Source organism: Pseudomonas sp. FP2338 (genome assembly GCF_030687515.1).
In the GTDB taxonomy this organism is placed as follows: Bacteria; Pseudomonadota; Gammaproteobacteria; order Pseudomonadales; family Pseudomonadaceae; genus Aquipseudomonas; species Aquipseudomonas salomonii.
This window is the reverse complement of sequence record NZ_CP117436.1, coordinates 401,867-415,669: the sequence shown is the minus strand read 5'-3', so window position 1 is coordinate 415,669 and position 13,803 is coordinate 401,867. Positions and strand designations below refer to the sequence as shown.

Here is a 13,803-nt window from a genome sequence, read left to right as displayed (position 1 = left end):
ATCACCCACATTCTAAGGGCTAACTCCACTACCCCAGCCCGAAGCCACCCGGAGGACACCATGTCGAAGTCGGTTCAACTCATCAAAGATCATGACGTTAAATGGATTGATCTGCGCTTCACGGACACTAAAGGTACTCAGCACCACGTGACCATGCCGGCTCGTGACGCGCTGGATGATGCGTTCTTCGAAGAAGGCAAAATGTTCGACGGTTCCTCCATTGCCGGCTGGAAAGGCATCGAAGCTTCCGACATGATCCTGATGCCGGACGACAGCACTGCCGTACTCGACCCGTTCACCGAAGACCCAACGCTGATCATCGTCTGCGACGTGATCGAGCCTTCGACCATGCAAGGCTACGACCGCGACCCACGTGCGATCGCCAAGCGTGCCGAGGAATACCTGAAGTCGACCGGTATCGGCGACACCGTATTCGTAGGCCCGGAGCCAGAATTCTTCATCTTTGATTCGGTCAAGTTCAAGTCCGACATCTCCGGCTCCATGTTCAAGATCTTCTCCGAACAAGGTTCGTGGATGTCTGACCAGGACATCGAAGGCGGCAACAAAGGCCACCGTCCAGGCGTCAAAGGTGGCTACTTCCCAGTTCCGCCGTTCGACCACGACCACGAAATCCGTACCTCCATGTGCAACGCCATGGAAGAAATGGGCCTGGTCATCGAAGTTCACCACCACGAAGTGGCGACTGCCGGCCAGAACGAAATCGGCGTGAAGTTCAACACCCTGGTGGCCAAGGCTGACGAAGTTCAGACCCTGAAGTACTGCGTACACAACGTGGCGGATGCCTACGGCCGTACCGCTACCTTCATGCCTAAGCCGCTGTACGGCGATAACGGTTCGGGTATGCACGTTCACCTGTCCATCGCCAAAGATGGCAAGAACACCTTCGCTGGCGAAGGTTATGCCGGCCTGTCCGACACTGCCCTGTACTTCATCGGCGGTATCATCAAGCACGGTAAGGCCCTGAACGGCTTCACCAACCCGTCGACCAACTCCTACAAGCGTCTGGTCCCAGGTTTCGAAGCACCGGTAATGCTGGCCTACTCGGCGCGTAACCGTTCCGCTTCGATCCGTATTCCTTACGTGTCCAGCCCGCGCGCTCGCCGTATCGAAGCTCGCTTCCCGGACCCGGCAGCCAACCCATACCTAGCCTTCGCTGCGCTGGTAATGGCTGGCCTGGACGGTATCCAGAACAAGATCCACCCAGGCGACGCCGCCGACAAAAACTTGTACGACCTGCCGCCTGAAGAGGCCAAAGAGATCCCACAAGTGTGCGGCAGCCTGAAAGAAGCCCTGGAAGAACTGGACAAGGGCCGTGCGTTCCTGACCAAAGGCGGCGTATTCAGCGATGACTTCATCAACGCTTACATCGAGCTGAAAAGCGAAGAAGAAATCAAAGTACGCACCTTCGTACACCCACTGGAATACGAGCTGTACTACAGCTGCTGATCCGGTAGCGCTGCATAACGTGGCGTAACGAAAAAGACCTCCTTCGGGAGGTCTTTTTTTTGCCTGGCGTTCAGCGAGCCGGGGCGTGGCGGTCGAGCATGTTGCCAACCATCAAGGTGCCGAGGGCACTGAGCTGGTGAATCGCCAGGACGGTATCGCGGTGCTTGCCTTCCAGGGCCTCGGACAAATCAAGCAACAAGGTGCTGACCGAGGTAAAGGCTTCGAAGCTGTTGATCAGCAGGGATTCGTCGTCGCTGTCGGGGTCGATGGTGAAGACGGATGGGGGCGGATTTGGCGTTGGTTTGAACATTTTCTACATTCCTCTAATGAGGCCGCCTTCGCTTCGCTACTAAACGAAAGGGTGGCGGCTGTGCGCAGGTTAGTAGACCGGTGAATGTAGAAGCCCGGCGCATCCGAGGATGCCCTGCGCACAGCCACCATCAAGCACAGATTTGGGAAATCTGATTGATGGAGAATGCACGGCCTACAATTCGAATCCAGGCTACTAAACCTGATCGCTGATGAGCAGCGACCGAGCAACCTTAGAGACGACAAGCCAGCCGTACAAGCCGGCGGATTCTGGCGCACCTGTAGGCAAGCACGCAAGTTAAGGTAGCCTCTGGCTGACGCCGCTGCAGGCCTGCAACCCGATTAAAAATGTGGGAGCTGGCTTGCCTGCGATGGCATCCGCTGGGTATACCTGATGCACCGAGTTGCCCGCATCGCAGGCAAGCCAGCTCCCACAGGAGATCCGCTTTGAAACATCGACTTGTGTTCGCTCTGTTATTTGTCAGCGTCAGTGCGAGTGCCGCGCCGCCCACTCTGGAGCCTTTGCTCAACAGCATCGCCGAACGCCTGGAGATCGCCGACCAGGTAGCCCTGAGCAAATGGGACAGCCACAAGCCCGTGGAGGACAAAAAGCGCGAACAAGAGGTGATCGCCAGCGTCGCCGCCCAGGCGCCCACTTACAAACTCGACCCCGCCGCCGCCGAGCAGTTTTTCTCGGCGCAGATCGAGGCCAACAAGCTGGTGCAATACACCCACCTGTCCGATTGGCAGTTCCAGGGCAAAGCGCCCGACGACCCGCGCCCGGACTTGGTAAAACAGATCCGACCACAGCTGGACCAACTGCAAAAAACCCTGCTGCAGCAACTGGCCGACTTCACCCCCCAGCGCAGCGACCCGCAATGCCCGCAATGGCTGGCCACCGCCGTGCATGAGCCGCTGAATGATCCGCTGCGCCAACTGGCAATGATCCGCGCCACCGCCGAGCTGTGCATCTACAAAGGTTAAAGCCTGCAAACCCAATCAAAATTGTGGGAGCGGGCTTGCTCGCGAAGGCGGTGTGTCAGTCACCTGATGCCTTAACTGAAACACCGCCTTCGCGAGCAAGCCCGCTCCCACATTTGGACTCAGTGCATTCAGTTGCGCCTTCCAAGCCTTCCTGAACAACCTTCACAAAACCGCACTATATTGGTGCGACAGCCTGCACACTTCCCACCCATACAGCCCATTTTGGTTCGATTCTTCTCGATCACGCTGGCAGAACGCCACAGTTTCGCGCCTGAAACCCTTATTTCAGGGGATTAACGCTTCTTTTCGGAGCCTTGGTTTGGTTTTTGCATTTTCCTTGTATCAGCGTGTGCCTCAAGCCCGCGCCTTGCTCCAAAAGAGGTCCCGATGACCATCAGCGATGCACTGCACCGTTTGTTACTCGACAACCTGACCACCGCGACCATCCTGCTCAATGACGACTTGCGTCTTGAGTACATGAACCCGGCGGCGGAGATGCTCCTGGCCATCAGTGGTCAGCGCAGCCATGGGCAGTTCATCAGCGAATTGTTCACCGAGTCGGCCGAGGCCTTGAGTTCGTTGCGCCAGGCCGTGGAGCAGGCGCACCCGTTCACCAAGCGCGAAGCGATGCTCACCGCCCTCACCGGCCAGACCCTGACCGTCGACTACGCCGTGACCCCGATCCTGAGCAACGGCGCGACCCTGCTGTTGCTCGAAGTGCACCCGCGTGACCGCCTGCTGCGCATCACCAAAGAAGAAGCGCAGCTGTCGAAACAGGAAACCAGCAAAATGCTAGTGCGCGGCCTGGCCCACGAGATCAAAAACCCCCTCGGCGGCATTCGCGGCGCGGCGCAGTTGCTGGCCCGCGAGCTGCCGGAGGAGCACCTCAAGGACTACACCAACGTCATCATCGAGGAGGCCGACCGCCTGCGTAACCTGGTGGACCGCATGCTCGGCTCCAACAAGTTGCCGTCCCTGGCGATGACCAACGTGCACGAGGTGCTGGAGCGCGTGTGCCAGCTGGTCGAGGCCGAAAGCCAGGGCTGCATCACCCTGGTGCGCGACTACGACCCAAGCATTCCCGACGTATTGATCGACCGCGAGCAGATGATTCAGGCGGTGCTCAATATCGTGCGCAACGCCATGCAGGCCATCAGCAGCCAGAACGAGCTGCGCCTGGGCCGCATCAGCCTGCGCACCCGCGCCCTGCGCCAGTTCACCATCGGCCATGTGCGCCATCGCCTGGTCACCAAGGTCGAGATCATCGACAACGGCCCGGGCATCCCTGCGGAACTGCAGGAAACCATCTTCTTTCCCATGGTCAGCGGCCGCCCGGACGGTACCGGGCTGGGCCTGGCCATTACTCAGAACATCATCAGCCAGCACCAGGGTCTGATCGAATGTGAAAGCCATCCCGGCCACACCACGTTCTCGATCTTTCTGCCTCTGGAACAAGGAGCCCCATCGACATGAGCCGTAGTGAAACTGTCTGGATCGTCGATGACGACCGTTCTATCCGCTGGGTCCTCGAGAAAGCCTTGCAACAGGAAGGCATGACCACCCAGAGCTTCGACAGCGCCGACGGGGTGATGAGCCGCCTGGCCCGCCAGCAGCCGGACGTGATCATCTCCGACATTCGCATGCCGGGCGCCAGTGGCCTGGACTTGCTGGCGCGCATCCGTGAGCAGCACCCGCGCTTGCCGGTGATCATCATGACCGCGCACTCGGACCTGGACAGCGCTGTCGCGTCTTATCAGGGCGGCGCCTTTGAATACCTGCCCAAGCCGTTCGATGTGGACGAGGCGGTGGCGCTGGTCAAGCGCGCCAACCAGCACGCCCAGGAACAACAAAGCCAGGAAGCCCCGCCGGCCCTGACCCGCACCCCGGAAATCATCGGTGAAGCACCGGCGATGCAGGAAGTGTTTCGCGCCATCGGGCGTTTGAGCCACTCCAACATCACCGTATTGATCAACGGCGAGTCGGGCACCGGTAAAGAGTTGGTGGCCCACGCGCTGCACCGTCACAGCCCACGGGCGGCTTCGCCGTTTATCGCGCTGAACATGGCGGCGATTCCGAAGGACCTGATGGAGTCCGAGCTGTTCGGCCATGAGAAAGGCGCGTTCACCGGCGCGGCCAACCTGCGTCGCGGGCGCTTTGAACAGGCTGACGGCGGCACGCTGTTCCTGGATGAAATCGGCGATATGCCGGCTGACACTCAGACGCGCTTGTTGCGTGTATTGGCAGATGGCGAGTTCTACCGCGTCGGCGGGCACACGCCGGTCAAGGTTGATGTGCGCATCATTGCGGCGACCCATCAGAACCTCGAAACCCTGGTACACGCGGGCAAATTCCGTGAGGACTTGTTTCACCGTTTGAACGTGATTCGTATCCACATCCCTCGGATGTCGGACCGCCGCGAAGACATCCCGACCCTGGCCCGCCACTTCCTCAGCCGCGCCGCGCAAGAATTGGCGGTGGAGCCGAAGCTGCTTAAGAGCGAGACTGAGGAATACCTCAAGAACCTGCCGTGGCCAGGCAACGTGCGTCAGCTGGAGAACACCTGCCGCTGGATCACGGTGATGGCGTCCGGGCGTGAAGTGCACATCAGCGACCTGCCGCCGGAGCTGTTGAGCCTGCCGCAGGATTCGGCACCGGTGACCAACTGGGAACAGGCGCTGCGTCAATGGGCCGACCAGGCCTTGGCACGCGGCCAGTCGAACCTGCTGGACAGCGCGGTGCCGGCGTTCGAGCGCATCATGATCGAAACCGCCCTGAAGCATACCGCCGGCCGCCGTCGCGATGCCGCGGTGTTGCTGGGTTGGGGCCGTAACACCTTGACGCGCAAGATCAAGGAGTTGGGGATGAAGGTCGATGGTGGGGATGATGACGAGGGTGATGAAGCTTAAATCTCAAAACCACTGAAGAACCCATGGGAGCTGGCTTGCCTGCGATAGCGTCACCGCGGTGTACCTGACACCCCGAGGTGCCTGCATCGCGGGCAAGCCCGGCTCCCACATTTATTTTGTGTCAGGCCAAACGACTGTGCACCGCTTCAATGCACCATGAACTAGCATCGCGCACATCCAGCCAGCCTGAAACACCCGCCGAATCAAGAAAATATTAAATCGCAAAAACACCAAAGCCCCGTATTCCGGGGCTTTGCGCTTTCTGGCGTAATTTTTTGGCACACATTGCAACTTCTGGCACGCGCCCTGCAATAACCCTTACATCACCCAGTTTCGGGGACCTTGGTACAGGCAGGCCGAGAATCCCCTCTTTACACCCGGGGTGCTTGATGCGGATCGCGTCGCGCCCCACACCCGTTTCGGGAACCTCGGTACAGGCAGGCCGGGGATTCCCTCTTTAACACTGAAGCCTTGCAAGGCTTCACCCCGTTTTGGGAGCCCTGGTACAGGCAGGCCGGGAACTCCCTTCTTTACACCTGGGGCTTATGCGGCACCGCGCCCCTAGCCCCACACCCGTTTTGGGAACCTTGGTACAGGCAGGCCGGGGATTCCCTCTTTTATTGCTCGCGCAGATGGATCTGCAGCCGCCAGCGGCCATCGGCCTTCTCGCCTTTCCACTCCCCACGCAACGGCCGAGCCGCCACCAGGTTCAGCAGCAAGCCGCCGTCGGTTTTGCGAACACGCCAGTTCACGTCCTTGTCGTTGACCTTGAGTTGGCCGCTGGCAGCCTTGCCTTGCGCGTCGAACAGCACTGCTACGGTGCCGTCGACGTGTTCGCCGTGCAGTTTGGGCTCGCTGTTGAACCACACCACCACGCCGTCTGCCGCTGTTTCTACTTGCTGCAGTTCGACCGGATCCGGCGTGGTCAGGCGGCCGATCATCAGCCCGATCATCAAACCAACAATTGCCAATGAGCCCATCACCCGTGGCAATAGCTTCGGCCTTGGGTCGTCTTCAGGGGTAGAATGCAGCGCATCTTTGCCTTCGGAGCCGTGCATGTTTCACGTCATCCTTTTTCAACCAGAAATTCCGCCGAATACCGGCAACGTTATCAGGCTGTGCGCCAACAGTGGCTGCCACCTGCATTTGATCGAGCCGCTGGGCTTTGACATGGACGACAAACGCCTGCGCCGCGCCGGGCTGGACTACCACGAGTACGCCACGCTCAAGCGCCACGCCGACCTCGCCAGCTGCCTGGAGAGCCTGGGCCACCCACGGCTGTTCGCGTTCACCACCAAGGGCTCACGGCCGTTTCATGATGCCAGCTTTGCCGAAGGCGACGCCTTCCTGTTCGGCCCGGAAAGCCGTGGCCTGCCGGCGGAGGTGCTTGATGCCCTGCCTGAGGGCCATCGTCTGCGCCTGCCGATGCGCGAGGGTTGCCGCAGCTTGAACCTGTCCAACACCGTGGCCGTTGCCGTCTATGAAGGCTGGCGCCAGCTCGGCTTTAAGTAACGCATAAACAAAATGTGGGAGCAGACCTGTGTGGGCGCTGGCTTGCCTGCGATGCAGTCACCTCGGTGTATCAGTGATACTGAGGTGATGCTATCGCAGGCAAGCCAGCTCCCACACAAGCCCGCTCCCACATTTTTTATCGCGTCAACTTACTGAACAGTCGACGAACCTTCCTGTTGCATGCGCTGCAGCTCTTGCGCGTACAGGGCATCGAAGTTCACCGGCGCCAGCATCAGTGCCGGGAACGAGCCACGGGTGACCAGGCTGTCCAGGGTCTCACGGGCATACGGGAACAGGATGTTCGGGCAGAACGCGCCCAGGGTGTGGCTCATGGACGCTTCGTCCAGGCCCTGGATCAGGAAGATACCGGCCTGTTGCACTTCAGCGATGAAGGCTACTTCTTCGCCGTTCTTAACAGTCACGGACAAGGTCAGCACGACTTCGTGGAAGTCGCCTTCCAGAGCCTTTTGACGGGTGTTCAAGTCCAGCGCAACGCTTGGGGTCCATTCCTGACGGAAGATGGCCGGGCTTTTCGGCGCTTCGAACGACAGGTCACGCACGTAGATCCGCTGCAGGGAAAACTGTGGGCCTTGAGCTTCTGCTGCTTCGGTGTTCTGTTGGTCAGTCATCGCAGATCCTTCTTGATCTTGGGGTCTTTTAGGGTTTAGGAGTCAGACGAGCAGCAGCGCATCGAGTTTACCGGCGCGCTCCAGAGCGAACAGGTCATCGCACCCACCGACATGCTTGTCGCCGATCCAGATCTGCGGCACGGACGTGCGTCCCGCTTTCTTGGTCATTTCGGCGCGCACCTGGGGTTTGCCGTCGACCTTGATCTCTTCGAAAGCAACACCCTTCTTCTCAAGCAGGGCCTTGGCTCGCATGCAGTAAGGGCACCAATCGCTGGAGTAAACGACAACCTGGCTCATATCACTTCACCAGCGGCAGGTTATCGGCCTTCCAGCTGCCGATACCGCCGGACAGTTTGGCGGCGGTGAAACCGGCTTTGAGCATCTCGCGGGCATGGGTGCCGGCGTGCTGGCCTTGGGCGTCGACCAGAATAATGGTCTTGGCCTTGTGTTTTTCCAGCTCGGGCAAGCGGGCGATCAGCTTGTCCTGTGGAATGTTCAGGGCGCCGACGATATGGCCGGCGGCGAAATCCTTGGCCGGGCGAATATCCACGACAACGGCCTCATCCTTGTTGACCAGCGCGGTCAGCTCCGACGTGCTCAGGCTGCGGCCACCGCGACTCATTTCATGAGCGATCAGCAGCGCCAGCAGGATGACGAAGGCACCCGCGAGCAGGTAGTGGGCAGTGGCAAATGCAATCAGGTGATCAACCATCAAGGAGGTTCCAGGGCGTTAAAATGGCGGTAAGTATACACAGCCGTCAGGGGCGGCCAACCCCCGTAAAGCGGTGACGTGGTCGGAACTTCGCTTTAGACTGCTACTCCCTTTTCAATTGTCTTCCTTTATTAGCGCCGCGAGAGGATCTATGACTACTACGCCTAAACCTTTGGTCCTGATAATTCTCGATGGCTTTGGACACAGTGAAAGCCACCACGACAACGCCGTGTACTCGGCCAAGAAGCCGGTACTCGACCGCCTGACCGCCACCGTACCCAATGGCCTGATCTCCGGCTCAGGCATGGATGTGGGCTTGCCGGACGGGCAAATGGGCAACTCGGAAGTCGGCCACATGAACCTCGGCGCCGGACGAGTGGTATACCAAGACTTCACCCGTGTGACCAAAGCGATCCGTGATGGCGAGTTCTTCGAGAACCCGACCATCTGCGCGGCGGTGGATAAAGCCGTTGCCGCCGGCAAAGCCGTGCACTTCATGGGCCTGTTGTCCGACGGCGGTGTACACAGCCACCAGGACCACCTGGTTGCCATGGCCGAACTGGCCTTCAAGCGCGGCGCCGAGAAAATCTACCTGCACGCCTTCCTCGACGGCCGCGATACGCCGCCGAAAAGCGCGCAATCGTCCATCGAACTGCTCGACGCCACCTTCGCCGCCCTCGGCAAGGGCCGCATCGCCAGCCTGGTCGGCCGTTACTTTGCGATGGACCGTGACAACCGTTGGGACCGTGTCGCCCAGGCTTACAACCTGATCGCTGAAGGCCAGGGCGAATTTCACGCCGCCACCGCCCAGGAAGGCCTGCAAGCCGCCTATGCGCGTGGCGAGAGCGACGAGTTCGTCAAAGCCACCTCCATCGGCGAGCCGGTCAAAGTCGAAGACGGCGACGCCCTGGTGTTCATGAACTTCCGCGCCGACCGCGCGCGCGAGCTGAGCCATGTGTTCGTCGATAGCGGCTTTAAAGACTTCGAACGCGCGCGCCAGCCGAAAGCCGAGTTCGTCATGCTCACCCAATACGCCGCCAACATCCCGGCCCCTTCGGCATTCGCGCCGGGCAGCCTGGAAAACGTGCTGGGCGACTATTTGGCGAAAAACGGCAAGACTCAGCTGCGCATTGCCGAAACCGAAAAATACGCCCACGTGACCTTCTTCTTCTCCGGTGGCCGCGAAGAGCCGTTCCCGGGCGAAGAACGCATCCTGATCCCATCGCCAAAAGTCGCTACCTACGACCTGCAGCCGGAGATGAGCGCGCCGGAAGTCACCGACAAGATCGTCGATGCCATCGAACACCAGCGTTACGACGTGATCGTGGTCAACTACGCCAACGGTGACATGGTCGGCCACAGCGGCAACCTGGAAGCGGCCGTTAAAGCCGTGGAATGCCTGGACCTGTGCGTCGGCCGCATCGTTGACGCCCTGGAGAAAGTCGGCGGCGAAGCGCTGATCACCGCCGACCACGGCAACTGCGAGCAGATGTCCGACGAATCCACCGGGCAAGCCCACACCGCCCACACCACAGAGCCGGTGCCGTTCATCTATGTCGGCAAGCGCGACCTGAAGGTGCGTGAAGGCGGCGTACTGGCGGACGTGGCGCCGACCATGCTGAAGCTGATGGGGTTGGAGAAGCCGAAAGAGATGACCGGTACTTCGATTCTGGTCTGAAACAGTTCGGGGGTTGCTCAAAGCGAGTAGCCCGTCAATAATGAACGTGAGCGCGAAACCAGTTGCCTCCAGCGGCGATAACTGGCGTAGGAACCCCGTTGATGGCTGGACATCAGCGTAGGGTGAGACCTCCACACCCCTGCTTGAGGGTGTGTATATGAATATCAAGCGCTCTAATTTAGGGCAGTTCGAGAGAACTGCCCTTTTCTTTGCCTGTTATAAAAGTTGGTAGCGTTTGTAAAGCAGCTCCCCATGGCGATGCTTATTCAGCGCCTTGGCATCGGTCTGCATGAAATTCCACAACACATTGCCTGCCTGGATATTCACCACCACCAGCATTTGTCGCTTGGTTTCATAAGCACCGATGAACGCCAGCCGAGCCGAACCGTCGCTATAAGCGACCCGCCAGATCTCCAGAGGCCCTGTCAGCGTATCCAGCGCGAATTTTACATATCGCTCTCTGGCGTCCTGCCGTTTTTCAACGATGTGCCGCAGCGTCGTGCGCTGGATCAACACCCTGCCCAGAGGGGAATCTATACAAACCTGAGGGCATGCCGAATCAGTAATCCCCAGATTTGAAGCTACGATATCGACAGCATCGGCATGTCTTTGCCCGCCAACACCTCCTCAAGTGCGCAAGAACGTAGAGCCCGATCAAGGCTACGTAGGTCGGGCAATCCGTAATCGAGCCAGGTTTGCTGGCCTTTTGACTCATGAATACCGGACATTGCCGATCGCGCCAACTACCTGACTAGAGGGCTCGAGAGTCTATTCTCAGCAGCAAAAACCAGTACAGGTGGAGCGTTTCAAAGCGTTTCTTCGATATTGGTTTACCACCAAACCGCCCAATTAAATCGCCCCTGAACGGCTTTTTATGACGAACGCCTCAAAGCAGTTGGCGTTGAGACGTTTTTTTTGCGGCGCTTGGCGGGCATACTAGGCCGTCCCTTTCCCTGGTGTCGCCCGCCTCTATGCTTCGCGCCTTGATTACCCTCGCTCTAGTCTGCCTGCTCCAACCGGCGTTTGCCGATGAGCGCGCACAAACCCAACAACAGTTGGACGCTACGCGTCAGGACATTACCGAGCTGAAAAAACTGCTCGGCAAGCTCCAGGAAGAAAAATCCGGGGTGCAGAAAGACCTGCGCGGCACGGAAACCGAGATGGGCAAGCTCGAGAAGCAGGTCCAGGAGCTACAAAAAGAATTAAAGAAGAGCGAGTCGGAACTGGAGCGACTCGACGCTGAGAAAAAAAAACTCCAGAGCGCACGCGTTGAACAGCAACGCCTGATCGCGATCCAGGCCCGCGCCGCCTACCAGAGCGGCCGCCAGGAATACCTCAAGCTGCTGCTCAACCAGCAGAACCCCGAGAAATTCGCGCGCACCCTCACCTATTACGACTACCTGAGCAAGGCGCGCCTGGCGCAATTGAAGGGTTTTAATGAAACCCTGCGCCAGCTGGCCAATGTCGAGCAGGAAATCGCCGACCAGCAGTCGCAATTGCTTGATCAGAAAACCGCCCTCGACACCCAGCGCGACCAGTTGGACAAGGTGCGCAAAGAGCGCCAGCAAGCCCTGGCCAAGCTCAATAACGATGTAAAGGCCCGCGACGCCAAGCTCCAGGCCCGCGAGCAAGACCAGGCTGACCTGGGTAAAGTGCTCAAAACCATCGAAGAAACCCTGGCTCGCCAGGCACGTGAGGCTGAAGAAGCGCGGCAAAAAGCGCTGATCGCCCAGCAGGAAGCGGAAAAAAAGCGCCAGCGTGAAGCCGAGCTGGCCGCCACCACCGACGCGCCGGCGCCGCGTAAACCGGCGCGCGCAGCGCCTGGGCCGCTGGTTTCCAGCTCCGGCGAGAACTTCGGAGGCCCTTTTGCTTCAGCCCGCGGAAAACTTCCATGGCCAGTTGATGGTCGACTACTGGCGCGCTTTGGTGAAACCCGTGGCGATGACACCCGCGCCAAGTGGGACGGGGTGATGATCAGCGCCGCCGCCGGCAGCCAGGTCCACGCCGTTCACGGTGGGCGTGTGGTGTTCGCCGATTGGCTGCGCGGCGCCGGTTTGTTGGTGATTCTTGACCACGGCAATGGCTATTTGAGCCTTTACGGCCACAATCAGACATTACTCAAGTCGGCAGGTGATGTTGTAAAAGCCGGTGAATCCATCTCCACTGTCGGTAACAGTGGCGGCCAGGACACCCCGGCGCTGTACTTCGCTATTCGTCAGCAGGGCCGCCCGAGCGACCCTGCACAATGGTGCCGTTCCCAAGGATAGGGCTGCACCTACATTAGGAGTTCGTTCGACATGCTGCATTTGTCCCGCCTCACTTCGCTGGCCCTGACGATCGCCCTGGTGATCGGCGCGCCTCTGGCTTTTGCCGACCAGGCTGCACCCGCCGCCACCGCTGCGACCACCAAGGCGCCGCTGCCGCTGGACGAGCTGCGTACCTTTGCCGAGGTCATGGACCGGATCAAGGCAGCCTATGTCGAACCCGTAGACGACAAGACCCTGCTGGAAAATGCCATCAAGGGCATGCTTAGCAACCTCGACCCGCACTCCGCTTACCTGGGGCCGGAAGACTTTGCCGAGCTGCAGGAAAGCACCAGCGGTGAGTTCGGCGGCCTGGGCATCGAAGTCGGCTCCGAAGATGGCCAGATCAAAGTGGTCTCGCCGATCGATGACACCCCTGCGTCCAAGGCGGGCATTCAGGCCGGTGACTTGATCGTGAAGATCAACGGCCAGCCGACCCGTGGCCAGTCCATGACCGAAGCCGTCGACAAGATGCGCGGAAAGCTCGGCCAGAAAATCACCCTGACCCTGGTACGCGACGGCGGCAACCCGTTTGACGTGACCCTGGCCCGCGCGACCATCACGGTCAAGAGCGTGAAGAGCCAGCTGCTGGAGTCAGGCTACGGTTACATCCGTATCACCCAGTTCCAGGTCAAGACCGGCGACGAAGTGGCCAAGGCCCTGGCCAAGCTGCGTAAAGACAACGGCAAGAAGCTCAACGGCATCGTGCTCGACCTGCGTAACAACCCAGGCGGCGTACTGCAGTCGGCGGTTGAAGTGGTCGACCACTTCATCAGCAAAGGCCTGATCGTGTACACCAAGGGCCGTATCGCCAACTCCGAGTTGCGCTTCTCGGCCACCGGTAACGACCTGAGCGAAGGCGTGCCACTGGCCGTGCTGATCAACGGCGGCAGCGCCTCGGCGTCGGAAATTGTCGCCGGTGCCCTGCAAGACCAGAAGCGCGGCGTGCTGATGGGCACCACCAGCTTCGGCAAAGGCTCGGTGCAAACCGTATTGCCGCTGAACAACGACCGCGCACTGAAGATCACCACGGCGCTGTACTACACGCCGAACGGTCGCTCGATCCAGGCCCAGGGCATCGTGCCGGACATCGAGGTGCGCAGGGCCAAGATCACCAACGAGGTCGACAGCGAGTACTACAAAGAGGCCGACCTGCAAGGTCACTTGGGCAATGGCAACGGCGGCGCCGACCAGCCGACCGGCAGTGGCGCCAAAGCCAAGCCGATGCCGCAGGACGACGACTACCAACTGGCCCAGGCGCTCAGCCTGCTTAAAGGCCTGAGCATTACGCGCAGCCGTTGAT

Annotated in this window: 14 protein-coding genes; 8 read left to right on the top strand and 6 right to left on the bottom strand. The window is 59.8% G+C overall.

Features of this window, described 5'->3' with window-relative positions:
- Positions 1-60: 60 nt before the first annotated feature.
- Positions 61-1,467 carry a glutamate--ammonia ligase gene (gene glnA / locus PSH96_RS01785; RefSeq protein ID WP_065930795.1) on the top strand — a complete coding sequence of 469 codons (1,407 nt, stop codon included), beginning with the start codon at positions 61-63 and terminating at the stop codon, positions 1,465-1,467.
- Between the two features lie 70 nt (positions 1,468-1,537).
- Here glnA and PSH96_RS01780 read toward each other — a convergent pair whose 3' ends face one another.
- Positions 1,538-1,777 carry a DUF6124 family protein gene (locus tag PSH96_RS01780; protein WP_305457096.1) on the bottom strand — a complete coding sequence of 80 codons (240 nt, stop codon included), beginning with the start codon at positions 1,775-1,777 and terminating at the stop codon, positions 1,538-1,540.
- A gap of 446 nt (positions 1,778-2,223) precedes the next feature.
- Between PSH96_RS01780 and PSH96_RS01775 the strand changes: the two genes are divergently transcribed.
- The 3 genes from PSH96_RS01775 to ntrC all read left to right on the top strand — a co-directional run bounded on the left by PSH96_RS01775 (position 2,224) and on the right by ntrC (position 5,666).
- A complete protein-coding gene (locus PSH96_RS01775; protein WP_305457095.1) occupies positions 2,224-2,760 on the top strand; it encodes a chorismate mutase in 537 nt (178 codons plus the stop codon).
- Positions 2,761-3,147: 387 nt separating this feature from the next.
- Positions 3,148-4,233 carry a nitrogen regulation protein NR(II) gene (gene glnL, locus PSH96_RS01770; RefSeq protein WP_056860661.1) on the top strand — a complete coding sequence of 362 codons (1,086 nt, stop codon included), beginning with the start codon at positions 3,148-3,150 and terminating at the stop codon, positions 4,231-4,233.
- Positions 4,230-5,666 (top strand): nitrogen regulation protein NR(I), encoded by a 1,437-nt coding sequence (gene ntrC, locus PSH96_RS01765; protein ID WP_017138632.1) that lies wholly within the window; start codon positions 4,230-4,232, stop codon positions 5,664-5,666. The genes glnL and ntrC overlap by 4 nt, the downstream gene beginning before the upstream one ends.
- A gap of 617 nt (positions 5,667-6,283) precedes the next feature.
- Here the strand turns inward: ntrC and PSH96_RS01760 are convergent.
- Entirely contained in the window at positions 6,284-6,724 is a 441-nt protein-coding gene (locus PSH96_RS01760; RefSeq protein ID WP_305457094.1) for a hypothetical protein, read from the bottom strand.
- Here PSH96_RS01760 and PSH96_RS01755 point away from each other — a divergent pair.
- Positions 6,723-7,178, top strand: a complete 456-nt coding sequence (locus tag PSH96_RS01755) for a tRNA (cytidine(34)-2'-O)-methyltransferase (protein ID WP_065930799.1) — start codon at positions 6,723-6,725, stop codon at positions 7,176-7,178. The genes PSH96_RS01760 and PSH96_RS01755 overlap by 2 nt on opposite strands.
- A gap of 149 nt (positions 7,179-7,327) precedes the next feature.
- Here the strand turns inward: PSH96_RS01755 and secB are convergent, their stop codons facing one another.
- From secB to PSH96_RS01740, 3 genes are read right to left on the bottom strand one after another with little or no spacing between them, the layout of a single operon-like run.
- Positions 7,328-7,807 carry a protein-export chaperone SecB gene (gene secB, locus PSH96_RS01750; protein ID WP_012721755.1) on the bottom strand — a complete coding sequence of 160 codons (480 nt, stop codon included), beginning with the start codon at positions 7,805-7,807 and terminating at the stop codon, positions 7,328-7,330.
- Positions 7,808-7,849: 42 nt separating this feature from the next.
- Complete coding sequence (grxC, locus tag PSH96_RS01745) at positions 7,850-8,104, bottom strand: glutaredoxin 3 (RefSeq protein WP_056860663.1); 255 nt, start codon at positions 8,102-8,104, stop codon at positions 7,850-7,852.
- Between the two features lies 1 nt (position 8,105).
- Positions 8,106-8,519: a rhodanese-like domain-containing protein gene (locus PSH96_RS01740; protein ID WP_017138635.1), complete on the bottom strand. Its 414-nt coding sequence runs from the start codon at positions 8,517-8,519 to the stop codon at positions 8,106-8,108.
- Between the two features lie 151 nt (positions 8,520-8,670).
- On the opposite strand from PSH96_RS01740, the gene gpmI reads away from it, so the two are divergent.
- Positions 8,671-10,197 (top strand): 2,3-bisphosphoglycerate-independent phosphoglycerate mutase, encoded by a 1,527-nt coding sequence (gene gpmI, locus PSH96_RS01735; protein WP_305457093.1) that lies wholly within the window; start codon positions 8,671-8,673, stop codon positions 10,195-10,197.
- 216 nt (positions 10,198-10,413) lie between these two features.
- On the opposite strand, the gene PSH96_RS01730 is transcribed toward gpmI, so the two are convergent.
- A complete protein-coding gene (locus tag PSH96_RS01730) occupies positions 10,414-10,710 on the bottom strand; it encodes a PBECR2 nuclease fold domain-containing protein (protein WP_305457092.1) in 297 nt (98 codons plus the stop codon).
- 458 nt (positions 10,711-11,168) lie between these two features.
- Here PSH96_RS01730 and PSH96_RS01725 point away from each other — a divergent pair, with 458 nt between their 5' ends.
- Both PSH96_RS01725 and PSH96_RS01720 read left to right on the top strand, forming a co-directional pair.
- Positions 11,169-12,464, top strand: a complete 1,296-nt coding sequence (locus PSH96_RS01725) for a murein hydrolase activator EnvC (RefSeq protein ID WP_065930802.1) — start codon at positions 11,169-11,171, stop codon at positions 12,462-12,464.
- Between the two features lie 30 nt (positions 12,465-12,494).
- The gene (locus PSH96_RS01720) at positions 12,495-13,802 is read left to right on the top strand and encodes a S41 family peptidase (protein WP_305457091.1); all 1,308 of its coding nucleotides are present in this window, start codon (positions 12,495-12,497) and stop codon (positions 13,800-13,802) included.
- The last annotated feature ends 1 nt before the right edge of the window (position 13,803 follow it).

Bases quoted from the DNA above. Each gene is read 5' to 3' on its own strand.
- glnA (WP_065930795.1), top strand. From the start codon at position 61: ATGTCGAAGTCGGTTCAACTCATCAAAGATCATGACGTTAAATGGATT.
- PSH96_RS01780 (WP_305457096.1), bottom strand. From the start codon at position 1,777: ATGTTCAAACCAACGCCAAATCCGCCCCCATCCGTCTTCACCATCGAC.
- glnL (WP_056860661.1), top strand. From the start codon at position 3,148: ATGACCATCAGCGATGCACTGCACCGTTTGTTACTCGACAACCTGACC.
- ntrC (WP_017138632.1), top strand. From the start codon at position 4,230: ATGAGCCGTAGTGAAACTGTCTGGATCGTCGATGACGACCGTTCTATC.
- PSH96_RS01755 (WP_065930799.1), top strand. From the start codon at position 6,723: ATGTTTCACGTCATCCTTTTTCAACCAGAAATTCCGCCGAATACCGGC.
- PSH96_RS01760 (WP_305457094.1), bottom strand. From the start codon at position 6,724: ATGCACGGCTCCGAAGGCAAAGATGCGCTGCATTCTACCCCTGAAGAC.
- secB (WP_012721755.1), bottom strand. From the start codon at position 7,807: ATGACTGACCAACAGAACACCGAAGCAGCAGAAGCTCAAGGCCCACAG.
- grxC (WP_056860663.1), bottom strand. From the start codon at position 8,104: ATGAGCCAGGTTGTCGTTTACTCCAGCGATTGGTGCCCTTACTGCATG.
- PSH96_RS01740 (WP_017138635.1), bottom strand. From the start codon at position 8,519: ATGGTTGATCACCTGATTGCATTTGCCACTGCCCACTACCTGCTCGCG.
- gpmI (WP_305457093.1), top strand. From the start codon at position 8,671: ATGACTACTACGCCTAAACCTTTGGTCCTGATAATTCTCGATGGCTTT.
- PSH96_RS01725 (WP_065930802.1), top strand. From the start codon at position 11,169: ATGCTTCGCGCCTTGATTACCCTCGCTCTAGTCTGCCTGCTCCAACCG.
- PSH96_RS01720 (WP_305457091.1), top strand. From the start codon at position 12,495: ATGCTGCATTTGTCCCGCCTCACTTCGCTGGCCCTGACGATCGCCCTG.